28 protein-coding genes, 3 pseudogenes and 1 riboswitch are annotated in these 26,828 nt (G+C 34.2%); of the genes and pseudogenes, 24 read left to right on the top strand and 7 right to left on the bottom strand.

The window, feature by feature from the left end; genetic code table 11:
* The first annotated feature begins 65 nt into the window (after positions 1-65).
* The 5 genes and pseudogenes from MKX37_RS23640 to MKX37_RS23620 all read left to right on the top strand — a co-directional run bounded on the left by MKX37_RS23640 (position 66) and on the right by MKX37_RS23620 (position 6,336).
* Positions 66-1,928, top strand: a pseudogene (locus MKX37_RS23640) (FtsX-like permease family protein).
* Positions 1,929-2,005: 77 nt separating this feature from the next.
* Positions 2,006-2,827, top strand: a complete 822-nt coding sequence (locus MKX37_RS23635) for a peptidoglycan-N-acetylglucosamine deacetylase (protein WP_078421875.1) — start codon at positions 2,006-2,008, stop codon at positions 2,825-2,827.
* A gap of 14 nt (positions 2,828-2,841) precedes the next feature.
* Positions 2,842-3,501, top strand: a complete 660-nt coding sequence (locus tag MKX37_RS23630; protein ID WP_429721394.1) for a YkyA family protein — start codon at positions 2,842-2,844, stop codon at positions 3,499-3,501.
* A gap of 210 nt (positions 3,502-3,711) precedes the next feature.
* The gene (locus tag MKX37_RS23625; protein ID WP_002143529.1) at positions 3,712-4,473 is read left to right on the top strand and encodes an ABC transporter ATP-binding protein; all 762 of its coding nucleotides are present in this window, start codon (positions 3,712-3,714) and stop codon (positions 4,471-4,473) included.
* Positions 4,474-4,488: 15 nt separating this feature from the next.
* Positions 4,489-6,336: an FtsX-like permease family protein gene (locus MKX37_RS23620; protein WP_078421873.1), complete on the top strand. Its 1,848-nt coding sequence runs from the start codon at positions 4,489-4,491 to the stop codon at positions 6,334-6,336.
* Positions 6,337-6,553: 217 nt separating this feature from the next.
* Here MKX37_RS23620 and MKX37_RS23615 read toward each other — a convergent pair whose 3' ends face one another.
* Positions 6,554-6,733 carry a cold-inducible protein YdjO-related protein gene (locus MKX37_RS23615; RefSeq protein WP_002015777.1) on the bottom strand — a complete coding sequence of 60 codons (180 nt, stop codon included), beginning with the start codon at positions 6,731-6,733 and terminating at the stop codon, positions 6,554-6,556.
* Between the two features lie 311 nt (positions 6,734-7,044).
* On the opposite strand from MKX37_RS23615, the pseudogene MKX37_RS27495 reads away from it, so the two are divergent.
* The 4 genes and pseudogenes from MKX37_RS27495 to MKX37_RS23595 form a co-directional block, all read left to right on the top strand.
* A pseudogene (locus MKX37_RS27495) lies at positions 7,045-7,215 on the top strand (FtsX-like permease family protein); the annotation flags it as partial.
* A gap of 121 nt (positions 7,216-7,336) precedes the next feature.
* The gene (locus MKX37_RS23605) at positions 7,337-7,591 is read left to right on the top strand and encodes a hypothetical protein (RefSeq protein ID WP_002143525.1); all 255 of its coding nucleotides are present in this window, start codon (positions 7,337-7,339) and stop codon (positions 7,589-7,591) included.
* 55 nt (positions 7,592-7,646) lie between these two features.
* Positions 7,647-8,405, top strand: a pseudogene (locus MKX37_RS23600) (hypothetical protein).
* Between the two features lie 105 nt (positions 8,406-8,510).
* Positions 8,511-9,020, top strand: coding sequence for a DUF2199 domain-containing protein (locus MKX37_RS23595; protein ID WP_078421872.1), 510 nt, complete (start codon positions 8,511-8,513; stop codon positions 9,018-9,020).
* Positions 9,021-9,061: 41 nt separating this feature from the next.
* Here MKX37_RS23595 and MKX37_RS23590 read toward each other — a convergent pair whose 3' ends face one another.
* A complete protein-coding gene (locus MKX37_RS23590; RefSeq protein WP_003192029.1) occupies positions 9,062-9,964 on the bottom strand; it encodes a diacylglycerol/lipid kinase family protein in 903 nt (300 codons plus the stop codon).
* An 84-nt stretch (positions 9,965-10,048) separates the two neighbouring features.
* The gene (gene hpt / locus MKX37_RS23585) at positions 10,049-10,576 is read right to left on the bottom strand and encodes a hypoxanthine phosphoribosyltransferase (protein WP_000687586.1); all 528 of its coding nucleotides are present in this window, start codon (positions 10,574-10,576) and stop codon (positions 10,049-10,051) included.
* 161 nt (positions 10,577-10,737) lie between these two features.
* Here hpt and MKX37_RS23580 point away from each other — a divergent pair, with 161 nt between their 5' ends.
* The 6 genes from MKX37_RS23580 (at position 10,738) to MKX37_RS23555 (ending at position 15,465) form a co-directional block, all read left to right on the top strand.
* The gene (locus tag MKX37_RS23580; protein WP_002129607.1) at positions 10,738-10,953 is read left to right on the top strand and encodes a hypothetical protein; all 216 of its coding nucleotides are present in this window, start codon (positions 10,738-10,740) and stop codon (positions 10,951-10,953) included.
* Positions 10,954-11,138: 185 nt separating this feature from the next.
* Complete coding sequence (locus tag MKX37_RS23575; protein ID WP_000410949.1) at positions 11,139-11,471, top strand: hypothetical protein; 333 nt, start codon at positions 11,139-11,141, stop codon at positions 11,469-11,471.
* A 186-nt stretch (positions 11,472-11,657) separates the two neighbouring features.
* A complete protein-coding gene (locus MKX37_RS23570; protein ID WP_078421871.1) occupies positions 11,658-12,137 on the top strand; it encodes an LPXTG cell wall anchor domain-containing protein in 480 nt (159 codons plus the stop codon).
* Positions 12,138-12,226: 89 nt separating this feature from the next.
* Positions 12,227-12,847, top strand: a complete 621-nt coding sequence (locus MKX37_RS23565; protein ID WP_000217367.1) for a class D sortase — start codon at positions 12,227-12,229, stop codon at positions 12,845-12,847.
* A 54-nt stretch (positions 12,848-12,901) separates the two neighbouring features.
* Positions 12,902-13,591 carry a response regulator transcription factor gene (locus MKX37_RS23560; RefSeq protein WP_002143515.1) on the top strand — a complete coding sequence of 230 codons (690 nt, stop codon included), beginning with the start codon at positions 12,902-12,904 and terminating at the stop codon, positions 13,589-13,591.
* Positions 13,588-15,465 carry a sensor histidine kinase gene (locus tag MKX37_RS23555; RefSeq protein WP_002184777.1) on the top strand — a complete coding sequence of 626 codons (1,878 nt, stop codon included), beginning with the start codon at positions 13,588-13,590 and terminating at the stop codon, positions 15,463-15,465. Before MKX37_RS23560 ends, MKX37_RS23555 begins: the two co-directional genes overlap by 4 nt.
* A gap of 208 nt (positions 15,466-15,673) precedes the next feature.
* Here MKX37_RS23555 and MKX37_RS23550 read toward each other — a convergent pair whose 3' ends face one another.
* Entirely contained in the window at positions 15,674-16,345 is a 672-nt protein-coding gene (locus tag MKX37_RS23550; protein WP_002129599.1) for an energy-coupled thiamine transporter ThiT, read from the bottom strand.
* Between the two features lie 86 nt (positions 16,346-16,431).
* A riboswitch (TPP riboswitch) is annotated at positions 16,432-16,533 on the bottom strand.
* 194 nt (positions 16,534-16,727) lie between these two features.
* On the opposite strand from MKX37_RS23550, the gene MKX37_RS23545 reads away from it, so the two are divergent.
* Genes MKX37_RS23545 through MKX37_RS23535 form a run of 3 tightly spaced genes read left to right on the top strand, consistent with a single transcriptional unit; the run spans position 16,728 to position 19,124 of the window.
* Positions 16,728-16,955 carry a FeoA family protein gene (locus tag MKX37_RS23545; RefSeq protein ID WP_000060512.1) on the top strand — a complete coding sequence of 76 codons (228 nt, stop codon included), beginning with the start codon at positions 16,728-16,730 and terminating at the stop codon, positions 16,953-16,955.
* Complete coding sequence (gene feoB / locus MKX37_RS23540) at positions 16,952-18,940, top strand: ferrous iron transport protein B (protein ID WP_002167503.1); 1,989 nt, start codon at positions 16,952-16,954, stop codon at positions 18,938-18,940. The genes MKX37_RS23545 and feoB overlap by 4 nt, the downstream gene beginning before the upstream one ends.
* A gap of 16 nt (positions 18,941-18,956) precedes the next feature.
* Entirely contained in the window at positions 18,957-19,124 is a 168-nt protein-coding gene (locus MKX37_RS23535) for a FeoB-associated Cys-rich membrane protein (protein ID WP_000989601.1), read from the top strand.
* 35 nt (positions 19,125-19,159) lie between these two features.
* On the opposite strand, the gene MKX37_RS23530 is transcribed toward MKX37_RS23535, so the two are convergent.
* Positions 19,160-19,738: a lipoprotein BA_5634 family protein gene (locus MKX37_RS23530; RefSeq protein WP_002184778.1), complete on the bottom strand. Its 579-nt coding sequence runs from the start codon at positions 19,736-19,738 to the stop codon at positions 19,160-19,162.
* A gap of 403 nt (positions 19,739-20,141) precedes the next feature.
* Between MKX37_RS23530 and MKX37_RS23525 the strand changes: the two genes are divergently transcribed.
* From MKX37_RS23525 to MKX37_RS23505, 5 genes are all read left to right on the top strand, one after another.
* Entirely contained in the window at positions 20,142-20,807 is a 666-nt protein-coding gene (locus MKX37_RS23525; protein WP_002015754.1) for a PspA/IM30 family protein, read from the top strand.
* A gap of 80 nt (positions 20,808-20,887) precedes the next feature.
* Positions 20,888-21,292: a DUF350 domain-containing protein gene (locus tag MKX37_RS23520; protein WP_002015753.1), complete on the top strand. Its 405-nt coding sequence runs from the start codon at positions 20,888-20,890 to the stop codon at positions 21,290-21,292.
* 21 nt (positions 21,293-21,313) lie between these two features.
* A complete protein-coding gene (locus MKX37_RS23515) occupies positions 21,314-21,820 on the top strand; it encodes a DUF4178 domain-containing protein (protein ID WP_002129592.1) in 507 nt (168 codons plus the stop codon).
* A gap of 13 nt (positions 21,821-21,833) precedes the next feature.
* The gene (locus tag MKX37_RS23510) at positions 21,834-22,652 is read left to right on the top strand and encodes a DUF4247 domain-containing protein (protein WP_078421870.1); all 819 of its coding nucleotides are present in this window, start codon (positions 21,834-21,836) and stop codon (positions 22,650-22,652) included.
* Between the two features lie 97 nt (positions 22,653-22,749).
* Entirely contained in the window at positions 22,750-22,968 is a 219-nt protein-coding gene (locus MKX37_RS23505) for a hypothetical protein (RefSeq protein ID WP_002167505.1), read from the top strand.
* Between the two features lie 138 nt (positions 22,969-23,106).
* On the opposite strand, the gene MKX37_RS23500 is transcribed toward MKX37_RS23505, so the two are convergent.
* Positions 23,107-23,979 carry a YitT family protein gene (locus MKX37_RS23500; RefSeq protein WP_000738210.1) on the bottom strand — a complete coding sequence of 291 codons (873 nt, stop codon included), beginning with the start codon at positions 23,977-23,979 and terminating at the stop codon, positions 23,107-23,109.
* A gap of 202 nt (positions 23,980-24,181) precedes the next feature.
* Entirely contained in the window at positions 24,182-25,216 is a 1,035-nt protein-coding gene (locus tag MKX37_RS23495; RefSeq protein ID WP_002129589.1) for a YdcF family protein, read from the bottom strand.
* Positions 25,217-25,961: 745 nt separating this feature from the next.
* On the opposite strand from MKX37_RS23495, the gene MKX37_RS23490 reads away from it, so the two are divergent.
* On the top strand, positions 25,962-26,774 hold the full coding sequence (locus tag MKX37_RS23490) for an S-layer homology domain-containing protein (RefSeq protein WP_002089166.1): 813 nt from the start codon (positions 25,962-25,964) through the stop codon (positions 26,772-26,774).
* Positions 26,775-26,828: the final 54 nt, after the last annotated feature.

Below are 26,828 nucleotides of genomic sequence, written 5' to 3'. Positions count from 1 at the left end.
CAAAAAGTACATAGTAAAAAGGTGAATGTAGTACACCATACTGTAGAGAAGCGTGGGCATAGAGTATGTTATTAAAACTTTCTATTTCCAGTATGAAAAAAATGATAAAGGATTACATCGTTTTACTAATAGGTCTTGTAATCTCAATTTCTATATTTTATATGTTTCAAACGCTTGCGTTAAATAAAGAATTTACAATGAATAACAGCATTATTGGTTCAATTGTATTTGTATTTCAAATAGGATCTATTTTGGTGGCGTTTATTACCTTCTTTTATATTTTTTATGCAAACTCATTTCTCCTCTCACTCCGGCGGAAAGAACTTGGCATGTATCTTGTATTAGGAGCAAAAAAGAGTAAAATCAGCCAACTCTTATTTTTTGAGACGTTAGCCATGGGAATGATTTCACTAGTATTAGGTAGTGTATTCGGAGCTATTCTTTCTAATTTCATAAGTGGGTTTTTAACAAAATAATTGGAAATATCAGCTGAAGGTTATCAAGCTTTTTATGGTCCTGCATTCAAAATAACATTTATATTCTTCAGTGCATTGTTTCTGCTTACATCTGTTGTGAATGCAATTCGAATAACACTTAAAACAGAATTAGATTTAATTCGTACAGAGCAAAAGGCGGAGCAGATACGAAAAAAGGGTCCTGTCACAAGGGCGTTAACTTTATGTAGTTTATTAGGACTAAGTGTAGGATATTATTTCGTAATCTTTGTAGGAATAAAAGGTGCTGGTGCCATTTTACTCCCATTATTCACAATTACATTGGGAACATATCTTATATTTATTTCTCTTTTACCCACGTTTGTTAATAGATTAAAAAAAACGCGCTATTTAAACGAAAAGAAATTAAGTGCATTTACATTTGCACAATTGCAGTTCCGTGTAAGTAGTTTGGCGAAAATATTAGGAACGGTAACGATGCTAATTGGACTAGGCGTGGGGGCAATGGCCGGTGGCATGTCTTTACAGAAAAATGTAATCCTTACAGCAGAAAAAATGCCAGGGTATGATATTACAATTCATGATCCAGAAGCAACGGATTATAAAGCTATGGAAAAAATGAAAATTATAGATAAAAAACAGTATAAATATAAAGTTGATAATGAGGCTGTTTACTATTTAAAAGAGGAATTATTAGAGAATCCTCCACTTCTATTCAGAAAGAAAGAGACAACACATATTTCTGAACAACTTCCATCTTCGAGCTATAGGATGTTTAAGGGAGAGGAAGTTGATCCATCTAGTTCTACGTTACCGATGAACTGGGACAAGATTGTGGATAGTGATTTTAGGTCGAATATTACTGTATATGATCGTAAGCCTGTCTATATTGTCGATAAAAACCGTTATGAAACAATTCAAGGGAATGAGCATACGTTTTTTATTGCTAAAGTAGATAATATTTTACAGTATAAAACAGAGTTAAAAGAGATGGATAATCGTCAAATTGAAAAAATAGCTGCTGCCACTAATAGGCCTAAAGCAGATGTATATTTACCAACGAACTATGGTGATTATGAATCTATGCTCGCCTTTTCAAAAGGAACTTCCTTTATGGGATTCTTTTTAGGTCTTGCTTTTTTAGCTATGATGGCAAGTTGTTTAATGTTTAAAATCCTTTCTGGGGCTACGAAAGATATAGGGCGGTATGAGATGCTTCGAAAAATTGGGGTGCGTAAAGAATTACTTATAAAATCTATGTATAAAGAATTAGGTATCGTATTTCTATTTCCAGCAATATTGGGTCTCATTCATGTTTTGGTAGGAATGAACATATTTACATTTGTTAAATTTTTTGTGAATCCATATGTGAACATATGGATGCCGATTTGTATATTCCTAGGAATTTATATAGTCTACTATTTAATCACTGTACAATTATATAAGAGGATTGTTCTTCCGAAGGAAAGATAAATATATAACGAGGAAGACTTGAAAAGCTAGATTAATATTTCATTAATAAGTAAGGGATGTAGAAAGGAATTAATAGAATGGGGAAATTGTTAAAGGTAAAAAACATAGTTGTAATGACAGTAGCTACAGTTGTAGTGGGAGGAGCTTTTTTCGTATTTCAATCGATAACCTCACCTGCAAAAGCGATAGCAAATCAAGAAAATTCAGTTCAGTATGCAAATGAACAAATAAAAGTGGAAATGAATAAGGTAGCACCAACGCAATTTAATGGTCAAACTAGGAAAATTGCCTATCTTACTTTTGATGATGGTCCAGGAAAGTATACGGCACAGTTACTAGATATATTAAAGGAAAATGATGCGAAAGCAACATTTTTTCTAATCGGTCAAAATGTAAAATCATATCCTGATTTAGTAAAACGAGAAGAAGTAGAAGGACACTATGTGGGAATGCATAGTATGACGCATAATAACAAGAAATTATATGCCCAGGGTGGCTATGTAGATGAAATGAAAGAGGATCAAAGTTTAATTGCTAGTATTCTTGGACATGCTCCAAAACTAACACGTCCGCCATATGGTTCGAAGCCTGGGTTACACGAAGAACTTCGTAATAAAGTTGTAGAAAATGGTCTTAAAGTATGGGATTGGACAATTGATTCATTAGATTGGGAATACAGTGGAATGCCGATAAATACGGCAACAGCAAAAATTGTTCAAAATGTACTGGCTGGTGCGACAGATCAAAAAGAAGTGATTTTGATGCATGACATTCATCCGCAGTCCGTTGCAGCAGTACCTGCTATTATTAAAGGTTTAAAAGAAAAAGGGTATGAATTTGAAGCGTATCATGAAGATGATCATTTCCCATTGAACTTTATGCATGATAAACGTATGTAACATAGGAGGAACTGATATTGATTTATAAAGCGTTAACGATTACGGGAATTATATCTATAAGCTTATTGACAGGGTGTTTTGGCGCAAAGCCAGAAGCAGAATTGTACGTCGCATTTGAAAACGCGATGAAGCAAGAAAAGATGGTTTCTGAAGATGTGAAAAAACTAGAGGTCTTAGAAAAAGAAGGTCAAGAGTTATACAATCAAATTATAAATGAGGGTAAAGATAGTAGCCAAGCAATTATGCCGAAGTTAGAGCAAGCTACAAAAAGTATTGATGAACGTGAAAAAGTATGGAACAAAGAAAAAGAAGCTTTTGGAAAAGCACAAGAAGAAGTAAAATTAGTTCATAAAAATATAGATAAAATGGAAGATGCAGCTCTTCAGAAACAAGCGAAAAACATACAGGATATTTATAAAAAGCGTTATGCATCTTTTAGTAAGATAAATGATTCGTATCAAAAATTAATGAAATCTGAAAGAGAATTATATAAAAGCTTAGGTGAAAAAGAAACGAACTTAAAAAAGGTTAGTGAAAAGATTAAAGATATAAATCAAATGAATGAAGAGATTCAACGAGAAAAAGAAAGCTTTAATGAATATACAAAGGAATATAATAAAGAAAAATTAGCTTTCTATAAGCAAGCAAAAATTAAAATAAAGGATGAGAAATAAACCCTTTATTTCTTACTCCAAAATAGAATAGAGAAATCAAAAGTCCCAAGCTACTAGCCTTGGGGCTTTTTCATATTCTTAAAGAAATGTTAAGAATATCCGCTGCTATTTATTAAGAAATGCTATCTATACTTAGAAATGGGTTAAGAAGTGCTCGGAAAATATGTAGGGAAAATAAAAGATAGGAAAAAGAAGTGTAGGAGGATATATATGAAAGCATCAGTTGTAGAGGTAAAGAATGTACAAAAGGTATACGGTAAAAAAGATGAGAGTCAATCACATGCACTAAAGAATGTATCGTTCTCAATTCAAGAGGGTGAATTCGTTGGAATTATGGGACCATCTGGTTCAGGAAAAACAACATTATTGAATGTAATTTCTACATTAGATAAGGCAACAGGTGGAATTGTTGAAATTGCTGGAATAGATATTACGAAAATGAAGCAGGGAGAATTATCTGATTTTCGCTCAGAGACACTAGGGTTTATCTTTCAAGATTTTAACTTACTTGAAAATTTATCAATCTATGAAAACATTGCATTACCGCTTTCTCTGCAAGGCGTTCATTCGAAAAGAATTGAATCAAAGGTGAAAAAGGTAGCAGAAATGTTAGGAATTTCAGAGATTCTTCAAAAATATCCGTCCGAAGTATCTGGTGGACAAAAACAACGCTCGGCAGCGGCCCGTGCACTTGTACATGAGCCAGCCATTATTTTAGGAGATGAGCCAACAGGAGCGCTTGATTCTAAAAATGCGAAAAGTTTATTAGAGTCGATGACCAACTTAAATGAAGAACAGGATGTTTCGATTATGATGGTTACACATGATCCATTTAGTGCGAGTTACTGCCGACGTATTTTATTCATCCAAGACGGAGAACTGTATAAAGAAATTCATCGCAGAGGTACGCGTGATGAGTTCTATAAAGAAATTTTAGATGTGCTTGCGGATTTAGGCACACAAAAAGCATAAGAAAGAAGGTTCAACATGTTATTCAAACTTTCCATGTCGGGACTAAAAAGTAAACGAAAAGACTATATGGTCTTATTAGTTGGGCTTATTATGTCTATTTCAATTTTTTATATGTTTCAAACGTTAGCGTTAAATAAAACGTTTATTGAAGGGAATTCTATGGATGGGATTTTTTCCGTCTTTCAAACGGGCTCATTTTTATTAGGATTTATTACATTATTTTATATTTTATACGCCAATTCATTTTTATTATCACTTCGGCAAAAAGAATTTGGTATGTATATGGTATTAGGGGCAAAAAAGCATAAAATTACATTGCTCATGTTTATTGAAACAATTGTATTAGGAATAGTATCTCTTATAGTAGGTGTGATAGTCGGTATAATCTTGGCACAAGGTGTTGGACATTTACTGATGAAGGAGCTGGAATTTACTGGCGGTGGTTATCATGCATTTTATGTACCATCAATCGTTGTTACTTTCATCTTTTTCATTGCATTATTTATGTTGTCCGCAATTATGAATGGTATGAAACTAGTGCGTAATTCGCCATTACAACTCGTTCACTCCAATAGTCAAACAGAGCGTACGTTTACTAAAGGGAAACTAACGAATATAGTAGCACTTTTATCAATTATTTTATTAGTAGTTGGTTATGTTTCGATGATATATATGAAGGAGCTAAAGGAATCAGGATTTATCATTGCTACAATTACAGTAACATTAGGAACTTACATGCTATTTGCATCATTTCTTCCGATTATTATTAACAGACTGAAAGCGAATAAAAATCGTAGTGAAAAAGGAATCAATGTGTTTACGTTTGCTCAGTTAAGTTTTTCTATTAATAGCTTAACGAAAGTATTAGCGACAGTTGCTATGTTAGTGGCTCTTGGTGCAGGTGCAATCTCCAGTGGTATGGCGTTTAAAAATAATGTCACAAATATAGTGGAGAGTGCAGAATACTATGATGTCGAAATTAAAAATCCCACAGCAGCAGAAAAGAAAATACTAGGTAGTATTACATTTAAAGAAAAGAATGAATATCGATACAAAGTAGATGAGCAGTTTATTTATCAGTTGAAAGAAGATTTGGAAAGAAATCGTCCGCTAACACGTACTGGAAATGACGAGAATAGTAGCCGATTCGTTCCTGTTTCGAGGGAACTAATTGCGGGATCCGTTTTAAGTCATAGCCAAGAAAAAAATGAGAATAATACCAATGTAATTCCAGAAGAATGGGGAAATGTTTTACGGTCTCTTCAAAAGACATATATGAATCCTAGTCAAAAGATAAAAATTGTAGATCAAAAGATGTATGATGGGATACAAGGTAAAGAAGAAATTATAATACTGGGGAAAACGGACAATTTTATAACGTATAAAGAAGAATGGAAAAAAATTGATGAATTAGAGCTAGCTAAATATAAAGATATGAAAGAAGTACATCTTTTGAGTAAATATATGCTGTATGAAGGATATTACAGTACTTACAGTGGAACAGTATTTATGGGTTTTTTCTTAGGCATAGCTTTCTTAGCGATGTTGGCAAGTTGTTTAATGTTTAAAATTCTTTCTGGTGCTTCAAAAGATATTATTCGCTATCAAATGCTTCGTAAAATTGGTGTACGTTATGAGCTATTAACGAAATCAATTTATAAAGAGTTATTTTTCATTTTCTTATTCCCAGCGATCGTAGGTATAACGCACGTATTAGTCGGAATGAACATGTTCTCGTTCTTAATAGATAATCCATATTTCCGTATTTGGCTGCCGATTATTATTTTCTTAGTCATTTATGTGTTTTATTATTTCATTACAGTTCAATTGTATAAAAAAATTGTTCTTCCGAAAGAAGTGTAGTGTGTAGTGAATAAGGGGGATGATGAATCGAGCTAAATTTAGGGGAATATTATATGGAATTTATAGTGATGAAGAAGTTATAAATTCAAAAAAGCAGCTATTCTACGTAATAGCTGCTTTTTTCATTATTTGTAATTAGGAAGCAACTTGTACTGTAGATAAGGAGAAACAAAATCCTCTATTTTTTCAGTATATAAAAGATAAAGAGGGAAAGGTATTATAACTTCTGTAGTAATCGTTCGCCGCTTTTCATGTCGCCTTTACACAACGGGCATTGTGGCTTATCTTCTAAAGAAAAGTTTTTACGCATCCATCCAAGGCAGTCGTCTGCTTCGCATTCCCACACAGCAATTGCTTCTGGTTCTTCTACAGGTTTATCATTTTTTCTCCAATACATGTGATCGCTTCTTTTATTTATTCATTATACTGTATTTTTTAAAAAATGCGAAGGTTAGTAATTGTTAAAGTATAGCGAAATAGCGATTATACAAGCTCAGGATTATAAATCATCGTTGAACGCCTTAGTAATAATTCAATTTGACACGGTGTATGCCGTCAACCTTCTCCGCATGTTTCTACCTCTTTTTCTTCTCTTATTTCAATTCAGATAAGCCTAAAGAACTATAAAGGAAAATGAGTATACTATCAAAAAAAATTTTAAGAGAACTGAATTAAAATAGATTTAATATGAGTAATTGAGGAATATATCCATTAGTAGTTAGAGTTTCACATAGTTTATTTGTGCTAAAAGGCTTATCGGCAGTACTTCCGTATGAAATTGCAGTCCCGTTATTAATTAGTATTGGTCTGTATAGCACCATGTATATTGGCTATTATTTCTTAACGGTTCGTTCTTATTTTCGGATTGTTAAGGAATAAAAATAGTGATGAAATTTCTCGTGAAACGAAAGGAAACATAGTGGGAATTATGTTCTCTTTCGCTTTTTTATTAGTTAAAATGAAGTGTGTATGACAATGGTATTTAAATGGAGTGTTATAATTGGGGATTTTAATTATAGTAGGATGCCTATTAATAGGCATCCTTTTGATTGGCCTAAGTATTTATAGGTTTGTAAAAGAAATAAAAGAAAAAGATTCAAAGAAAGATAAATGGACAGTAGTGGCACAAAATATTCTAGGGTTATTTAGTGATCCGCTGCACGGAGCACCATTCTACTTTTTAATTGGTGCGCTCTTTTTTGTAGTGGGGCTTTTATTTCTCTCTATGGGAATGGGCTGGGTTGAAATTGATTAGTTGGTGCTAGAGAATTAATTATATAATCGTAGTGGTATTAAGAAGGAGAGAGTAAATGCCAATTATAAGAGATATCCAATTAATGTTTCTAAAAAGAAAAGAGAATATAAGTAGCCTAGAGATATTAAAATTAACATCCTCAAGCAACTACGATGAAGAAATATCTTTTTTTAAAGAAACGAGCTGTATTACTTCTTTATATTGGCGACATATGCCAAAGTTAAGAACAGACTATGAAAAAGGTATCTTGATTCACTGTGTGGATGATATTTCATTATTAAATCAGTGGGAGAAGGAATATCAGATTTCCCCTGAATATATTAATGTTTTTGTAGATTATGGGAGTGAAAAGGATTTTTCGTATTTATCAAATCGAGAGAAAAAAGAATTAGCTCTTCGTATTGTACACTCTGAAATGAAGAATTTAGCTGTGAAATATGATTGGGATATAGAGGCGTTAGAAAAAGCATACAATAAGATACTGGATTTGGATTATAAAAATGAACTGGCATATATATAGAAGAGTAGTCCAAATAAAAAATATGTATGTAGTATAATTTGTCAGCATGAAGTGGCTTATGCTGATATTTACTTAGAAATAAGGGAGTATAGAACTAGAAGGTTAATTAGAAAAGACAAACTTATTAGAGAAGAAGACATGTATAAAATGTTTAATCATGTTAGTGACGTGGCTTGGAAATTAAACTATAAAGTGATGTTGATGAACGATAAAGGGAAAACTATGTGGATGTTAACCTTTTTGGAGAAAAACGATCCGGCTAATTTAGTTTGGAAAATTGAGAAGATAGATTAGAAAGAGGGATTCTTCCTACTATAGTAGAGTGTGATGAATATTATAAGACTCATTTAGATAATATTGAGAGTTAAATTTATATAAAAAATAGGAGAATAACAAAAGATGAAAAGAAGAAGAAAGTCCGGAGAAAAGATACAAATGACTCGCTTTACACTCCCTTTATGTTATGGAAGTGAAGCACCATATTATTACTACGAGGTAGCACCTCATGAAAGAGAGGGACGCTTCCATTTAACATCAGATCTTTGCATAATGGACGATGAACATTACTTCATTAGAGGGTGTTTAGAACTTCCTATAATTGATTACCACGAAAATTTCATCTGGGCTGTGTGGGTCTCACTTAGTAAAGAAAGTTATGATAAAGTACTAGAAAAGTGGGATGAAAGAGGGCGAGAAAATAGCGATCCTCATTTTGGCTGGTTATCTGTAGAAATACCAGTTTATCCAGAAACACTAAATTTAAAGACAAATATACATATAAGAGAAGTTGGAATGGCGCCGTATGTTGAATTAGAGCCAACCAATCACCCTTTAGCGATAGAACAAAGAAATGGAATTACTTTGGAGAGAGTGAAAGAAATACAAGAAATTATACAACGATATAATTAGATTAGAAGAGAAAAAACGAGTGATATCACTCGTTTTTTTCATTACACAATATTAGGATTATAAATCATCGTAAAGTGCGCTTGTAACAACTCAATATGACACGGTGTATGAAGAGAGCTTTCACCATCTGTATCTACTTCTTTTTCTTCTTCTGTTTCAATATGAATGGATTTAGCTTTGACGTGGAAGATGTCATTTTCATTTGAGTCTTCAAATAGTTTCTTTCCGATATAATCTTTAAACGCTTGAATGCCTGTTGATTTGACTACGAAAATATCAAGTGTTCCGTCATCACATTTTACGTTCGGAATAAAGGATGGGATACCCCCGAGATATTCACCGTTTCCAACCATCACAAGGACAGCTTCATCTTCATACACTTGTCCGTCGTAAGTAATTTTTACTGGGAATGGTTCAGCATTTTTTACAGTTCGAATGGTGCTTAAATAGTAACCAATTTTACCAAGCTTTGCTTTCTCTTCTGCATCAATATTGTTTGATACTTCAGATACGAGTCCAATGCCCCAGAAGTTTAAGAAGTGTTGTCCGTTTGCTTTTGCGACATCAATTGGTTTTACATGTCCTTTTGTAATGAGTTTCGCTGCTTCTGCAATATTTTGCGGAACGCCGAGTGTGCGAGAGAAGTCGTTGCAAGTTCCGCCTGGAATGATTGCAAGTGTAGGTCTAGTTTCAAGAGGGGCTAAGCCATTTGTGCATTCAAATACAGTTCCGTCACCACCGAAGACGATAATTAAATCTACTTTACTAGCAAACTCTTGGCAATATTTTGTTGCATCACCTTGCCTTTTCGTATGTAGGATGCGTAAATCAGGAAAAGCCGTAGCAAGAGGTGGTACGATTTTTGTTAAGTTCGTATGTAAATCGCCTTGTCCTGCTTTCGGATTTACGATGAGGAGTACTTTTTCAAATTTTGTCTTTGTCATTTTTATTCTCTCCCTTTGTCTTTTACGAATCGTGATAGAAAATAAACTTCCATCAATAATTGATGGAAGTTTACTCTATTTATATTACTCCGTTACAACTGAAGCGATAAATGGTAAGTTACGATATTTTTCTGCGCAGTCGATACCGTAGCCAACGATAAATTCGTCTGGAATTTGGAAACCAACATATTCAGCTTTTAAGTCCACTTTACGGCGTTCAGGTTTATCAAGTAACGTACAGAATTTCAATGCTTTTGGTTTATGCATGAAGAAGTGATCTTTTAAGAAGTGAAGTGTTAAACCAGAATCGATAATGTCTTCTACGACAATTACGTTTTTTCCAGTAATGTTTACATCGATATCTTTTAATAGTTTTACTTTTCCAGTTGTTTCTGTTTGATTTCCGTAGCTAGATGCAGAGATAAAATCGATAGTTACTTCGTTTTTAATATGACGAATTAAATCAGCAGCGAATACGAAAGATCCTTTTAATACAGCGATTACAACGATTTCTTCTCCTTCAAAATCACGTTCGATTTGAAGTGCTAGTTCTTTTACTTTTTCTTGTAATTGTTCTTCAGAAATTAAAGTGTCTTTTATTTCAATTTTCATTTGAATCCTCCTACAGTGTAAAACTTGTGAACATTTCGACTGTAAAGGATAGAAAGAAAAAAGTCAAAGAAGATATAAGGTTTTTACAGAAATGCCCACAAAATAGTCAGATGATATGATATACTGATCATATTAAGAAAACGCTTCCGTGAAGGGTGATTATGATGAAAAAGAAACAGTATACAAGTGTAACATTTATAAAAGCATTGCTTTTAACAATCGTTCTTGGTATGTTGGCTTACATAATTGATGTACCTGCAATTCGGATTTCATTAATTGGAATGACTTTAGTATTAGGCGCAATTTCCCACGGTATGATGTCACAGCTGCAAGAAGTTGGACTTGATGATATGAAAGATCATATAGATAAGAAATGAGAAACCTTCACGTATATAGAGTGAAGGTTTTTTCGTTTCTTACAAAAATGTAAGGTGATTTGTAAGACAAATCGATAGTTGCATAGTAGTGTTTTGGATAAACTATAAGTGTAAGGTAAAAGGCAAGCATATTTTAGGTAAATTAAGTTTTAGGCACTCTATATGTGAAAAAGGAGTAGGAGGGCATGGAGAAACATTGGACGACCTTTTCTTTTTTAGCAACTAGTAACACCGTAATGCTAGCTGGAGAAATGGATTTTTTGCATACGTTTGATCGAGAAGACGATCATTCTTCTTCTAAATTTACAATGAAATGGAGTAAGTGGAGCGATAGTTGTAAATTGGAAGAAGAGGCCCCTAACGAAAGGCAAAAAATTATTTTAACAAATCCTATTAAAGCATGGGTCGTTCAATGTCGTAAGTGTAACGTCAAAAATCACTTCAAGAAAACTGAGCCGAGACAATTAGTTATCACTCCGGCCCTTTCTACTTCTCAATCACGCGAAAGTAACAAATAAATATCGAGACACACACCCGAAAAAACATCGTATATATTACGGTGTTTTTTTATTTTTCTAAAATGAAATCTTTAACAGAATTCCATTTCATCTGCATCTTATATTTACATCTCTTGTTTATTCTAGTAATACATCCGGTGCGACGTGATGTGTTACTAGAATAAAGTATAAAAGGAGAGAAATAAAATGAAAAAAAAACTATTACCAATTTGTGCAATGGCACTTTTAACAGTAGGATATTCTTCAGTAGCGAGCGCTTCTACTGGAACATTAACAAAAGAAGAATCAGCGCAAATGCAGCAAGATAAAGCTAAAAAAGAAGAAGCAATTAAGGAACAGCAAAAGAGCGAAGTAGAGAAAAAAGAAGCAGCACAAGTACAAGAAAAAAGTGATATGGCTAAAAAAGAGGAAGCAATAAAAGCAGGGCAAAAGAATGATACAGCGAAACAAGAAGTAACACCACAAGTGCAAGAAAAGGAAGCTCTTGCAAAAAAAGAAGCAGCAATTAAGGCAGGGCAAAAGAATGATGCAGCGAAACAAGCTGTACAAGGTGAAAAATTACCAAACACAGCATCAAATAATGTAGCAATGATGGCATTAAGCGCATGTCTTGTAGCGATAGGGACATTATTTGGTTTGAACCGTCGTAATAAGATTAAGGCATAAATAAAATATTGTTCTATAAAGAATGGGATAATTTCATATATTAAAAATGGTAGGTTACTCCTACCATTTTTTGCATGGAGGGATTCACAGTGACAGTTCTAAATCGTATTGGATTTACGTTAATGATAGTAGGCTTATTAATGGGAGCCTATTACGCTTTTGAATGGTATAAAGGAAAAAGTTCTGCACAAGATTTAACGACAGAAGAAATTAAAAATTTTGAACAACAAACATCCAAGCAGCATTCTAGCGAAGTACCAGTAAATGCACAAGTACCTTCTTCTCAAATACAACATAAAGAAGGCCAAAAAGTGGCTATGTTAAATATCCCGAAAATAAAGAAGAAATTTTCTGTTTATTGGGGAGCGAATGATGCAACTTTGAAAAAAGGAGTTGGTATGTTTGTTAGTGATTTAACGACAACTCCATCTGGAGGAGGACATACTGTACTCAGTGGGCATCGAGATACTGTATTTACAGATTTAGGAGAGTTAAAAGAAAAGGATAACCTTATTTTGGAGTATGATAATAAAACTTACACATACGAAATTCAAAAGACATGGATTACACATGCGGATGATCGTACCGTTATTGTTAAAAAAGAAGAACCTACATTAACATTGACGACTTGCTATCCATTTGATTATATAGGGGATGCACCGGATCGATATATTATCGAGGCAAAGCTAATTACGAACAATTCAAAATAAAATTATAAAGTGCAAAATGCTAGCTACTTAAAATGAGAGGGGGAGACATAGATTATGTCAAAAAACATTTTAATTGTTGAAGATGAAGATATTTTACGCGAAATATTAAAGGATTACTTTTTGAGTGAACAATATAAAGTGCTTGAAGCGAGAGATGGAAAAGAAGCTTTAGTCTTATTTGAAGAAGAAGAGGTCGATTTAGTTATACTTGATATTATGTTGCCGGAACTTGATGGATGGTCTGTTTGCCGAAGGATTCGTAAGACGTCGGGGGTTCCAATTATTATGCTGACGGCACGTGTAGATGAAGATGATACATTACTTGGGTTTGAGCTTGGGGCAGATGATTATGTTGCGAAACCATATAGTCCGCCTATTTTATTAGCGAGAGCGAAACGATTATTAGAAAGCAGACAAGCATCAAAGAAACCTTTGGAAAATGAAGATGATACGTTATCAATTCATGGCATTCACGTCCATTTTCCGTCACGTACTGTTACTGTTGATGAGGCAGACATTACTTTAACACATACAGAATTTGAAATATTAGCTTATTTCATGAAAAATCAAGGGATTGTACTAACAAGAGAACAGTTAATTTCAAGAATTTGGGGGTACGAATTTGCTGGTGATGATCGAACGGTTAATAGCCATATTCGTAATTTGCGAAATAAATTAGGAGAAAAATCAAAGCACATTACAACTGTAGTGCGAACCGGTTATAAATTCGAGGGGAACATATGAGAAAAGGGATTGTACTTAAATTATTTACCCTTACAACAGCTCTATGTATGTTGATTTTAGCGACGATATTTATTGGTCAAACGATATTTTTTAAACAATATTATGCGAACCGAAAAGTAGAAGATATTAAAGTGAATTTAAATTCCTTTGAGAAGAATTATTTGAATTATGTAGGAAATGCAGAAGGAATTCAGAAGCTGGAGCAAGATTTTTTAAGAGAAAATAATACGTGGATTACGATATTAGATCAGAATGGGAATTTAAAACATGTGGATGATTTTTATTTTGAAGTAACGATAGACCGTAGGCAACAAAAGAGCTTTGGACAACAAATATTCAAGATTCCCTTAGGTAATCTCGTCAATATAGAGGAGATTGATAATAAATTATCAGAGAATTTTTCAGGACAAGAAATTTATTTTTCTGGAGTGAGAAAAGAAGAAAGTTTTATTCCATTCTCTTTCTCGTTAGGTAAGCAAAATTTAAGTGGATCTAATAAACCGTTAGAAAAAGCATTTAATGAGAAAATGATTAAATTAGATCAGGAGAAAAAGATTAAATTAGATCAGGAGAAAAAGAAAGCAGCTGAGGAACAAGTTGTTAAGGAAAAGAAGCCGGCCGTTCAGGAGCAAGCTGCTCAGGAATTAGATGCTCCCATAGTAGGACGTGTTACGAAAGTACAGTTCCCCGATGTAAAAGGTCCTGTGAATCCAATTTATAAAAATAGTTTATTCTTAGATAGCATAAAGGAATTTCAAACTGATTTATTATTAAAAGAGAATAATCATATACAGTATTCAACACAAATAATGGACTATGAAAAAAATGATATAAAATATAAATTATTAATTAAACCAAAAAAAGAAAAAGACGGATCGGTAACATATATATATGCGATGGCTTCTTTACAGCCTGTAGATGAGGCTGTACAAATGGTGCAAGATTATTACATCTATATTGTTGCATTTGTAGTCGTTCTAATTTTTCTAGCTTCGTTTTATTACTCAAAACAAATTGCAAAACCGCTACTAAAAATAAATGATACAACGAAGAAAATAGCTCATTTGGATTTCACAGAAAAAATTCCGATTACTTCAAAAGATGAAATTGGTGATTTATCGCAAAATATTAATACATTATCTAATAAACTACATTCACATATTGGACAGTTAGAACAAGATATTGAAAAAGAAAGAAAGTTAGAAAACACAAGGAAAGAATTTATTGCGGGTGTATCGCATGAACTAAAAACGCCGCTGAGTATTATGAAAAGCTGTATTTTCATTTTAAAAGATGGGGTAGCTGAACATAAGAAAGACTACTATTTTCAGGCGATGGAAAAAGAAGTAGACAAGATGGATATACTAATTTTGGATATGCTTGAATTAGCTAAATTTGAGTCTGGCACATATAACATGAAGATGGATTCTTTCTATATCGATGGAGTGATTGAAGAAATATGTGAACAGCTTTCATCGGAGATAGAGAAAAAAGAACTGAGTGTGCACAAACATATATGTCCAGCTGAAGTGGTTGGGAATCAAAATAGAATTGAACAAGTAATTGTGAACTTCATTACGAATGCAATACGTTATACACCAGATAAAGAGGATATTATTATTTCCACAATAGACGAGAAGAATTATATAAAAGTGTGTATTGAAAATAAGGGTGCCCACATTGAAGAAGAACAATTAGATAAAATTTGGGATCGTTTTTATCGAGTAGATGCGGCACGGAAACGTTCACAAGGTGGAACCGGGCTTGGCCTTGCGATTTCAAAAAACATTTTAGAGCTGCACAATGCTGAATATGGGGTCAAGAATACAAAAGATGGTGTGTTATTTTACTTCTATTTACCGAAAAAAGCGTAGACAATACTATCTACGCTTTTTTAATTTATTTTCATATTATCTTTACCTAATCTTTACTTCTAAACAGTATACTTTGAATAGAAAATGAGGTTATGTAAGGAGTCGATGAACCGTGCATAGCAATTGGCTAAGTATAATGGTATTTATTTTCTTTTGTGCATTTATTGTATTTTTAATTGATATTACGATGTGAAAAAAGAGCGCTAAGTTAAGCGCCCTTTTTTTGTGAATTTATTTGATAAGCACTTATGCTTTTGAATAATCTTGGTGAAGTGATAAATAAAAATATAAGTAAAACGGTACATAGAATATAGGAACCAATCATTGTGCTACCGTTAAATATTAAAGAATATAGAATAGCTGATTGACCTTTCGGTGCATATTGTCCCCAGAAAATAATACCGGCAATAAAGTGACAGAAGTAACGAGCTAGACTACCGATAAAAGTAGCAATGATAATGTATCCAATTACTTTCTTTCCTTGGTTTTGTTTTGATGAAGGCTTATCTTTACGGCTACTTAAGTTTGATTGTTCGTTTCCATTCTTATTAGATGCTAGAAGTGCTTTTTGAATTGGACGATAGAATAAACCAGCAAATCCAATGAATGCGAAAGCAACGAAGTATTCAATGATTACTTGAATTGGTGTGACGATAATGGCATCGCCTACGACAATTTGTAATAATCCCCAAATTAAGCCTCCTAAGAAAGCCATTTTGAAGCCCCAGCGGTATGCGATAATAAAGATAGGAATCATAGCGAATGAGATGGAACCGCCTGTTGCTGATATTTTGATTGAAAGTGGTAAAATATCGATGACCAAGGCGAAGGCTGCAAGAATAGCAGATTCGATCATCGCTTGTAAATTGGTGTTACGCATGTTGTCTCCCCCTAAATCCAAGTTGCAAAAAAAGAATAGATATCATAGGAGGATACGAAATACGTAAATAAAAAAAGAGGTGTGTATTTCGGACGTTTGCACAATTCCTGCGTTAGCATTAACTAACAGGTTCAAAGGGTCGGAACGAATTGTTCCCTCTCAGCGGTAAGGCTCCCCCTGTGATAACGAGATTCTTTATTTGCTATTGTTCATTGTAAGCGAAATGGATGAGAATGGCAAATGAATACCGTATGACAATTATTGAAATAGAATTGTAGCGAAATGTTAATAAATATGAAGCAAAAGGGTATAGTCCAATTGAAATAGAGTATGATATAATTTTCCTGAAAATAATTATCATTCTCTTCTGAGGGGGAAGGTTATGAGCTTAGTAGATATTAAAATTGGCGAGAAAGTGTTAGTAAAAAGTATTCAGTCTTTAGATCAGTTATTAAAGCGTAGACTAGCTGCTTTCGGTCTCGCGGAAGGAAGCGAACTTCGCTTGAAACAGAAAGCGATGTTTAAAGGTCCTTGTACATTGGAGTGTCGTGGACAGTTAATTAGTATTCGTCATTGTGACGCGAAAATGATAAAGGTGGAATTAGCGTGAATAAGGTTGCTTTGCTAGGGAATCCGAATACAGGGAAAACATCATTATTTAATGCACTTACTGGTTCTTATGAATATGTAGGAAACTGGAGCGGTGTAACAGTAGAAAAGAAGGTTGGTAAATTAAAAGATAAGCAAGGAACATTAATTGATTTACCAGGCGTTTATGATTTGAATCCAGTTTCACGTGATGAAGGTGTCGTTACGAATTTTCTACTAACAGATGAATTTCATCATATGTTAAATATAGTGGATTCTTCTCAATTTGAGCGAAATATGCATTTAACATTGCAATTACTTGAATTTGGTAAGCCCGTTTCAATTGGTTTAAATATGATTGATGTGGCAAAGCAAAGAGGAATTGTGATTAATGTAAAACGGCTATCAGAAATATTAGGTGTAACAGTCGTTCCTGTCATCGCAAGAACCGGAAAAGGCTGTGAAGAATTACTTACTACTCTTCATGAAGAGAAACAAAAAGAGAAAAAGCCATTCATTATTTCATATGGTGTACAAATGGATGAAGGAATTGGAGAGGTAATCGCTCTTTTAGAGACAGCGAATTATGAGCATCCGAGATGGTTAGCCCTTCAATTTTTAAGCAATAACGAAGTAGTAGAAAAAGAAATGAAAGCATTACCAATTTATAAGGAACTTATAGCCATTCGATCTCGTTTAGATGGAAAACTTGATTGTACGTTGGAAGAGCACATTTACAAGACTCGTGAAGCGTATATTGAAAAGTTAAAAACAAATGTTATGCAACATGAGAAAGAAGGAAAAATTCCTTTTTCAGAAAAAATTGATAGGTTAATTACACATAAAATTTTAGGACTTCCAATCTTTTTAGCAGTTATGTTTTTTATTTTTCAGGTTACGTTTACGTGGATTGGTACACCTTTATCTGATATGCTTGATGGATTTTTTGGCGGACAACTTACTGATTGGGTTACAGCTGGGCTCACAAGTGTTGGGGCTTCTGACTTTATTCAAGCACTCGTTACAGAAGGTATTATTGCTGGTGTTGGTGCGGTATTAGTATTCGTTCCACAAATCTTTGCACTATTCTTCTTCATTTCATTATTAGAAGACTCAGGATATATGGCACGAATTGCAGTTGTTATGGATAGAATTATGGAGTTTTTCGGTTTAAACGGAAAAGCATTTATTCCGATGATTATCGGCTTTGGATGTAACGTTCCAGGTATTATGGCAGCGAGAACGATTGAACAAGAAAAAGAAAGATTACTTACCGTTCTTGTAACACCATTTATGTCTTGTTCAGCACGTTTACCTGTATATGCATTATTTGCGGGAGTATTCTTCCCTAATAGTCAAGCGACTGTTGTGTTCTCTTTATACATTGCAGGTATTGTTCTTGCATTACTCGTTACAAAAATTATGTCTCTTACTATTTTAAAAGCAGAAAAATCTATTTTTGTAATTGAACTACCACCTTACCGTGTGCCGCAAGCGAAAACGTTATGGCTGAGCACGTGGGAGAAAGGTAAAGGATTTGTTCGTAAAGCGGGTACATTCATCTTCGGTGGTTCTGTTGTCATTTGGTTATTAAACTATGCAGGTCCATCAGGATTTGGTGTTGATATGGGAGACAGTTTCTTAGCGATGATTGGTGGATTTATTGCACCACTTTTTGCACCGCTCGGCTTTGGAACGTGGCAAGCTGCAGCATCCCTTTTAACAGGATTTTTAGCGAAAGAAGTTGTCGTTTCTACGATGGCAATTATTTATGCGGTTAAAGAAGATGTGCTAGGAAATGTAATGGGAGCACATTATACTGCGCTATCAGCCTATGCATTTATGTTCTTTATTTTATTATATGTTCCGTGCTTAGCGACAGTAGCTGTTATTAAACGTGAAACAGGATCGATGAAATGGACAGTTTTCTCTGTCGTTTATCCGCTCGTTGTTGCTTATGTATTAACGCTCATTATATACCAAGTTGGGTCCTTACTCGGATTCTAGAAGGAGATGTATCGCGGTGATGGTCAATATTATAATTGGAGCTATCATTTTTGGTTATGCAGCATATACGTTAGTTAATTTTGTAAAGAGAAGTAAAAAGGGAAAATGCGCAGCATGCTCTTTAAGTAAGTCATGTCAGTCGCAAACTTGTAGTCCAGATATGGAGCAAATTGCTCATAAATAGAAAAAAGCTTTGCGAATTTCGCAAAGCTTTTTTGTTTACTTTTTAATTTTTACAAGCTGAGAAGCTTCTACTCCGTTGTAACCAGGGAATTCTTTACTAGGGTCTTTATCGAATTTTAATACACCAACAGATTTTTCATCACCTTTTACATTTCCATAAGTTGCATCGTCAACAATTGCGAACATGTCTGCATATGCACGGCCACTTCCGATAATTGTGTTGCCTTCGTATTTTAATTTTGTCCCATCAAGTGTAGCATTTTCTACTTTCTCTTTTGCAAATAACACGCCTTCTTCTGTTGTTACAGCTGGTAATTTATCAAGTGGTTTTGTATCATCGTTTTTATCAACTTTGCTAAGTAATTCTTTTTTCACCAGTTCTTCACCAGTTTTCTTATCCATTACAAGAACTTTTTTACCCTCTAATGTTGTCATTTTCATTTTATAGAAGTCTTTTTCTTTCACTTCTTTTTTATTTTTATCTGTAACTTGTTGAATTTGCTCATCTGTTCCGTATAGTACAAAGCCGTTCGCTTTTTCTCCTAATAAAGAACAACCTGATAATGCTCCGAATGAAATTGCTGCTGCTAATCCGATTCCTACTAATTTTTTCATGATGATTGCTCCTTTTATATGTTTTATAGTAAATACATTTTTTGTATTAGTCCTGAAATTATGAGAAGCTTGTTTGTTGCTTCTGGTATTAGTGTATAAGAAATATTGAAACGTAACTATCGAGTTAGCTTACAGTAACATTACAATAATGTAATTTAGTGAAAGTGCATAAAAATATGTCAATTCTGAAGAGGATTAATGAGAATATATTAGGAATACAATGTTTTATCTAGAATGTCATATTATATTGGCTGTATTTTGGAAATAACATGTAAGGACATATTAGTTTTGTTATAATAAACACATAGGCTGTAAAAATGAATATTCTTTACTGTTAAGGGAGATTTTTCAGTTTTCCAAGTAGTGAATTTGAAATATGAGGTAAGTCATAGGAGGAATTAGAATGTCTGTATTTAAACGATTACGAGATTTAACAATGTCGAATGTATATTCATTAATTGAAAAAGCGGAAGATCCAGTTAAGATGACGGATCAATATTTACGCGATATGCAAGCGGATGTACAAGAAGCTGAGAAAAGTGTAGCAGCTCAAATTGCACTTGAGAAGAAATTCAAAATATTATTTGAAGAGCAAGAAGCACTTGTGAAAAAACGTGAAGAGCAAGCTCATATGGCTGTTCAAGCAAGCAATCTTGACCTTGCGCGTCGTGCTCTTGAAGAAAAACAAAATGCAGAGCAAAAGATGAATGAGTATAAAGCGAGCTATGAGCAAAACAAAGCAGCTGCTGATAACCTTCGTCTTAAGCTAGAAGAAATGCGTAAGCAATTAACAGAGCTGAAAAATAAACGTGAAACACTTGTTGCACGTGTAAATGCAGCGAAAGCACAAAAGAATATTAATCAGGCGATGTCTGGATTTGATTCAAATTCAGCAAAAGCTGGTTTAAGCCGTATGGAAGAGAAAGCACTTCAATTAGAGGCTGAAGCAGAAGCAAGCGGTGAAATTTACAAGAAAGAAAAGTCGTTAGATGATGAATTCGCAAGCTTAAACAAAAATTCTGTTGTTGACGATGAATTAGCTCGTATTATGAAGCAGTACGAGAAATAATATAGAATAGACAAAGAAACCGACATGTCTGAAGAGAATTCATGTCGGTTTTCTATTACTTTTTTAGAGGAGGTTTTGTAATGACGTGGATGAATGTTTTAGCTATGCTTGTATGGACTGGAGCGAGTGCGGTACTTTTATTTGCAATTATGTGGGTTGATTCGATTTTTACAAAATACAATGATTTAAAAGAAATGAAAAATGGAAATACAGCAGTGACAACGCGTTTCGTTATGAAATTATTTGCGCAAGGGTACATTTTATCTCAATCTATAACGAAAGCGAATGACTTATGGCAAGCGCTTCTTGCCTCAGCAGTTTCATTCGTTATTTTATTAATTGTAGAAATGTTCATTGAGTTTGTGTTAAAGAAAATGTCTGGTTTAGATTTAGAAGAAGGAACGAAAGAAGGCAGCTTAGCACATGCGTTGTTAGCTGGTTCATTACATATCGTTGGTGCACTTATTTTAGGTGCTTGTTTATAAAGAGAAAAGGAGGGGTAGATTGTGAGTTTATTTAAACGTATTAAAAATATAATGAAGAGTCCGGAGCCGCCGAAGCCAGAAAAGAGTCTTTTAACGTTGGCTCCTGGCGATATGATTGAAGTCTCGTTAGTCATGTACGAATTAACTGGGAAAATGAGCATGCATTCTCGCAAGGAGATTATTTTAACTTTGCAGGATGGGAAAGATATTCGTTATTTGAAAATTGAAGACCGTGAAAATACGTATTACAAATTGTATACACCGATTGATGGTCGTTTAGATTCAATCGATGAAATTCCGACGACGATTGAAATGGATGATATAGAGTATCATATGGAAGAACAATATAATGGACGTGTTGTTGTTATGGGGAAAACACCATTCGCTGCTTCAGAAGAACAGTACGTATGGGAATTCCAATCTGATAACCGCAAATTATTACGTGTTGAATGGCAAAATGGTCGCACAATGATGTATGAGGGAGAAGTAATTATTCCTGCTGATGTACAAATCATAAGAGCAACATAAGGGGGGCGTAATCATGTCAAACCGATTGTTTACCATGATTAAATCGTTCGTGATCCCTATACTTGCTATCGTTACATTACTTGTTATTGCCGGTTATGCTTTATCGGGCTGTCAAAGTGGTCAGGCGAAGTCAATTCAGGACCGTTACCCACTAGAGTCTGTCGCAAAGGATGGTAAACAAGAATCTTACGTGTATAGGGCCGCCAATCGGTCAGTTCCTGAAGTTGCAAAGGAACTTATAGCCGAAAGGAAACCGAAGCAAGCATCTAAAGAAGACGAAAATCAAATGTTCCTCGTTTATTCTGATAAAATGTATAATTTACAAAAGGATAAAGAGAAACCATCTGATACGTTAATTGAAATAAGCAATGAAGAATTTGTCCGTCAAAATTACCAACCATCCTTCTTACAAGGATATATCATGGGGAGTATATTAAACGATATATTCGGTTCACGCAAATCATCATACGGTGATTATCGCGGATATAATGACAGACAAAATCATAAACCGTTGATCCCGGAAAGACCACCTACGAAAGAGGAAAAGAAAACCCCGCCTCCAATTACGAAGGAAGGGAAAGGATCTATTATTAAGCGAGGCGATAATGTAGATCCGAAATCATCTGTAGGTGATAAAGGAAGTATTACGGAAAAAGGAAGTAAAACGACGCCACCGCCTTCTACCGGAAGCAAAGGGAAAATTACGAAAAACCCGGGTGGCTCGAGTGGATCTGATGTGAAGCCGAAATCATCCATTAAAACCCCACCAAAGAATACGTCGCCCCCGAAAACAAGGGTTGGCGGTTCAGGGAAAATTATGAAGAGAAGATAGTATAGAGACCGAAAAGTGGAATTTGCTTTTCGGTCTTTTTATTATGGGGATTAATTCCTTATAGCTGGTACAATTAAGTTATAAGGAGGAGATTATTATGAGTATATATAAAAGGTTTAGTTTGATTATGTTCCTCGTCTTATTCCTCAGTTTGTTTATTAGCACAACGATGAAATTTCACTTTATAGTAGGTATTCTATGGATACTGTGTACATGTACTCTCTTTCTATATGTTCCGCTTCGCTTTCAGCATGAAGTGCCCGCCTTTCAAAAGTACGTCGATTGGATTAAAAGCGGGGGAAGATGGGGGGAGTAAAATATATCAACGGTTTTTCGATTATATCTATCGTAGCTCAAAATATATCAACGATTCGAAAAGGAATATCGATTTACCAACTTCATAATAAAAAGAGGCTGCACCAATATTTTGGCACACCCTCTTTTTTCATAATGATTAATGAATATCACGTTTCTTAAAGTTACCGCCTTTTACTTCAGCTACGTCATAAACTGTAATAAAGGCATTAGGATCGATTTCATTAATCAGGTCCTTCATTTTACTTTCTTCTAAACGGTTAATTACACAAGAAATTTCTTTGAATTTCTCTCTTGAATAACCACCATATACTTCGTTATACGTTGCGCTTCGGCCTAAACGATCGCGAATTGTTTCTACCATTAATTCAGGCTCTTTCGTGATGATTTTAAATGTTTTCGAACCACTTAAACCAACTTCAACGATATGAATCACTTTCGAAGCGATAAAGTAAGCAATTGCCGAAAGGATAGCCCCTTGAAGACCAAATACTGTTGAAACAAAAATAAAGACAAACATATTTAAGAATAAAATAAGGTCACTTGTTCCAAAAGGTAACTTACGAGAAAGTAATACAGCTAGCATATCGATTCCATCTAATGCGCCGCCGTTACGTAAGGCTAGTCCCATACCGAAACCGATAATAATACCACCAACAACTGTAACGAGTAGTGTATCGCCTTCAATAATAGTTGGTATTCCGTGCATGACAACGGTACCTATTGCTAATGAAGCAATCCCGATGATGGAATAAATTGCAAAGCTTTTACCGATTTGTTTATATCCTAACCAAACGAAAGGAATGTTAATAACTGCGATTAGAGCTCCTAATGGCAATCCAAATAATCTTGAACTAACGATACTTAAACCAGTCACACCACCGTCGGATACGTTATTTGGAATTAAGACAGCTTCTAATCCGTACGCTGTGATAAATGCCCCAATAATAATCATCAAAGCTTTTGAAGCAATTTTCAGCTTATTGGGCTTACTCTTGATCATTTTTTTCATATAATTTCCTCGTTTCAAACTAGTTTCTTTTTCTTACATGTTTGCTAATCAGTTCGATTCATGCCTAACAACCATTTTAACATTATATTTGAAAAAATTCTCCTTTAATGGATGTATGCAGGGAATATTATCACCATAGTACCATTAAAATATTTTTGAAATTCGTATAAGAAATCCCATCCTTTTAAAGGATGGGATGTTGTTAAGAAAGTATAAAACTAACGACTGTTAGGAATAAAGCGAAACCTAAAATAGTTCCACATATTTTCATATGGCGCTTACGCCCCATAACGACAATTGCGACATATTCGCGAATCATTGCATTAGGCCAGTAATAAAAGGCTGTTTTTGATCCGATTCCTTGGCTATTAAGGCCAGCTTGTCTTGCATATATGCCAGCACGGAAAAGATGGAAATTATTCGTTGTAAAAATACTTTTATACTTACCTTCTGGTTTTAAAGAATCCATAATTTCTTTAGAGAACGACATGTTTTGATATGTGTTTACAGAACGATTTTCTTGTACCGTATGTTCAAGCGGAATGCCTTTTTCAACAGCATAATTTTGCATCGCTTCTGCTTCCGGAAGACCTTCATCAGGCCCTTGCCCACCAGAGAAAATGATTGTTGGTGGTGTATTCACAGCGGCTTGCTTCCAATAAAAGTCGATTGCTTTATTAATGCGACTTGCAAGTAAGGGTGGCACTTTGTCATTAATTAAGCCGCTACCAAGAACGATGATGAAATCTTGATTACGTCTCGGTCTATTGAATTGGTATAGAAAATAAGCGCTTAAGAAGTTAGATAAATGTATAAAGAAATACATAGTTACAAGAGAAATAGCAGCAAAAATAAATTGAAAATGCTCTGAGAATAAACTTGCTGGATTTATGATAGGGATTAGTATACAGAATAAAATCCCTAAAGCAGCAATTAAAGTTAAAGAGTTTGTAAAGCGTCTTCCTTCACGCCTCATCAAGATTCTCGCATTAAGAAATAGTCCAAACATTAGAGCAACGATGCCAAAAGGTATCATGAAAAGTAGAGCTAACATGGGTAGAATAACGATGAAATGTAAAGTGTTACTACCAGATGCAAACGAGGCGATTGCACAAAATAATAGAAATGAACAGAAAAAGGCATTAAATAAAAAGCCATTTATTATTTTTCGTGGATCTTTTAAGTAAGAGATAAGAAAAATAATAAACAATATAAGAGGAATGATTCCGAAAAACATAAATATAGTACACCTCAATTTGTATAATGTTTTATTGCATCCTTAATATTACATGATTTTGAAGATGTTGATAAAAAAATAACGATTTAGAATTTTCTCAACAATTGATATGGTTAAATATGGTAAAATGTATTCAAAGTGATATATTAAAAGTAAAATGGTTGAAGAGGCACTCTGTGGAGTGTCTTTTTCTTTTTGGTATGTAATTATGCATATTATGTTTATTTTCAAGGGAAGAGGATTAAAATATAAGTTGTGGATACACGCTATAAAGCAGAATTTTATATTAATATTTACCTCTACTCTTTTTGTACCTAACAATCTTGTAACAATTCATGATTCTGTTTTCTAGTGTGTGTTTACAAAAAGCGGGATGGGGTATATATAAACAGGGGAAAGGACGTCTTCTTGAAAGGCGTCTTTTTGTTTCTTAGTATAGATAATTTCCACTATTAACGTAGTGCAAACTATCTATACTAAACATTAGCAATCTTCCGTATAAAGATTATCAATTTACTATATATTCCAGTGGTGTTAAGCTACATATGAAAGGCTTTCTTTTTCAAAATATTACCCCTAATAAATTTTGAAAGAGTCAACTGTCTCCAAAATTGCCATTTGTGCTTAGCAAAAAAAGAATCCTTCGGGGTTCTTTTTTTGTATTCGACAGAATATGACAAAATGGATTTATATAATTTGTTATATTGTTAAATGGTTATTATGGAAAAGAGAAGGAGACTTAAGTATGGGATTTAAAAAATTACTTTTAACAGGTGCAATTGTTGCAACTACAGCATTTACTTCAATCGGGACAGCGCAGGCAAGTACTCAGTTTAAAGATGTTCCAAACAATCATTGGGCTTATAAGGCAATTATGGATTTAGCAAATAAAAACATTGTTGCTGGATATGGAAATGGGATTTTTGGATTTGGTGATGATGTAACTCGTGAGCAAGTTGCAGCCCTTATGTTCCGTCAATTAAAGCCAGCAGTAAAAGAACAGTATAATAATCCGTATAAAGATGTTACTGATCGTTCGACTCAGTTTAAAAAAGAGATTCTTGCTTTAACAGAGATCGGTGTATTCGCTGGAGATGACACAGGGAACTTTAGGCCGAAAGATTCGTTAACTCGCGATGAAATGGCACAAATTTTAACAAAAGGGTTTCAATTGCAAATTAGAGGGGATCATAATTTCCCGGATGTAGATAGAAATGGATGGGCGAATCCTGCGATTACTGCAGTTAAATCAAATTATATTACAGCTGGAACTGGTGATGGTAAATTCGCACCTAGAATGCATGTAAGTCGTGAGCAATATGTTCAGTTCTTATATAACGCGACATTACCACTTGAAGAAAGACCAGGAGCAAGACAAGAACAACCACAACCAGAGGTGAAGCCGGAACAAAAGCCAGAACCAAAACGCTTTGCTAACTGTAAAGAAGCAAATGATGCTGGAGTTTACGATATTACAAGAGATAGTCCGTATTACGGTAAGCATTTAGATCGTGATGGCGATGGAATTGCTTGTGAGAGAAAGAAGAGCGGTAAATAAGAAAAAAGCACTCAGCCTGAGTGCTTTTTTCTTATTCACACATGCTATTTTTTT

It is taken from the genome of Bacillus sp. FSL R5-0709, assembly GCF_038004785.1.
Lineage (GTDB): Bacteria > Bacillota > Bacilli > Bacillales > Bacillaceae_G > Bacillus_A > Bacillus_A mycoides.
This window is presented reverse-complemented; position numbering and strand designations above follow the sequence as displayed.

Coding starts and splice junctions, on each gene's coding strand:
- MKX37_RS23635 (WP_078421875.1), top strand. CDS start 2,006: ATGGGGAAATTGTTAAAGGTAAAAAACATAGTTGTAATGACAGTAGCT.
- MKX37_RS23625 (WP_002143529.1), top strand. CDS start 3,712: ATGAAAGCATCAGTTGTAGAGGTAAAGAATGTACAAAAGGTATACGGT.
- MKX37_RS23620 (WP_078421873.1), top strand. CDS start 4,489: ATGTTATTCAAACTTTCCATGTCGGGACTAAAAAGTAAACGAAAAGAC.
- MKX37_RS23615 (WP_002015777.1), bottom strand. CDS start 6,733: ATGTATTGGAGAAAAAATGATAAACCTGTAGAAGAACCAGAAGCAATT.
- MKX37_RS23595 (WP_078421872.1), top strand. CDS start 8,511: ATGAAAAGAAGAAGAAAGTCCGGAGAAAAGATACAAATGACTCGCTTT.
- MKX37_RS23590 (WP_003192029.1), bottom strand. CDS start 9,964: ATGACAAAGACAAAATTTGAAAAAGTACTCCTCATCGTAAATCCGAAA.
- hpt (WP_000687586.1), bottom strand. CDS start 10,576: ATGAAAATTGAAATAAAAGACACTTTAATTTCTGAAGAACAATTACAA.
- MKX37_RS23580 (WP_002129607.1), top strand. CDS start 10,738: ATGATGAAAAAGAAACAGTATACAAGTGTAACATTTATAAAAGCATTG.
- MKX37_RS23575 (WP_000410949.1), top strand. CDS start 11,139: ATGGAGAAACATTGGACGACCTTTTCTTTTTTAGCAACTAGTAACACC.
- MKX37_RS23570 (WP_078421871.1), top strand. CDS start 11,658: ATGAAAAAAAAACTATTACCAATTTGTGCAATGGCACTTTTAACAGTA.
- MKX37_RS23560 (WP_002143515.1), top strand. CDS start 12,902: ATGTCAAAAAACATTTTAATTGTTGAAGATGAAGATATTTTACGCGAA.
- MKX37_RS23555 (WP_002184777.1), top strand. CDS start 13,588: ATGAGAAAAGGGATTGTACTTAAATTATTTACCCTTACAACAGCTCTA.
- MKX37_RS23550 (WP_002129599.1), bottom strand. CDS start 16,345: ATGCGTAACACCAATTTACAAGCGATGATCGAATCTGCTATTCTTGCA.
- MKX37_RS23545 (WP_000060512.1), top strand. CDS start 16,728: ATGAGCTTAGTAGATATTAAAATTGGCGAGAAAGTGTTAGTAAAAAGT.
- MKX37_RS23530 (WP_002184778.1), bottom strand. CDS start 19,738: ATGAAAAAATTAGTAGGAATCGGATTAGCAGCAGCAATTTCATTCGGA.
- MKX37_RS23525 (WP_002015754.1), top strand. CDS start 20,142: ATGTCTGTATTTAAACGATTACGAGATTTAACAATGTCGAATGTATAT.
- MKX37_RS23520 (WP_002015753.1), top strand. CDS start 20,888: ATGACGTGGATGAATGTTTTAGCTATGCTTGTATGGACTGGAGCGAGT.
- MKX37_RS23510 (WP_078421870.1), top strand. CDS start 21,834: ATGTCAAACCGATTGTTTACCATGATTAAATCGTTCGTGATCCCTATA.
- MKX37_RS23505 (WP_002167505.1), top strand. CDS start 22,750: ATGAGTATATATAAAAGGTTTAGTTTGATTATGTTCCTCGTCTTATTC.
- MKX37_RS23500 (WP_000738210.1), bottom strand. CDS start 23,979: ATGAAAAAAATGATCAAGAGTAAGCCCAATAAGCTGAAAATTGCTTCA.
- MKX37_RS23495 (WP_002129589.1), bottom strand. CDS start 25,216: ATGTTTTTCGGAATCATTCCTCTTATATTGTTTATTATTTTTCTTATC.
- MKX37_RS23490 (WP_002089166.1), top strand. CDS start 25,962: ATGGGATTTAAAAAATTACTTTTAACAGGTGCAATTGTTGCAACTACA.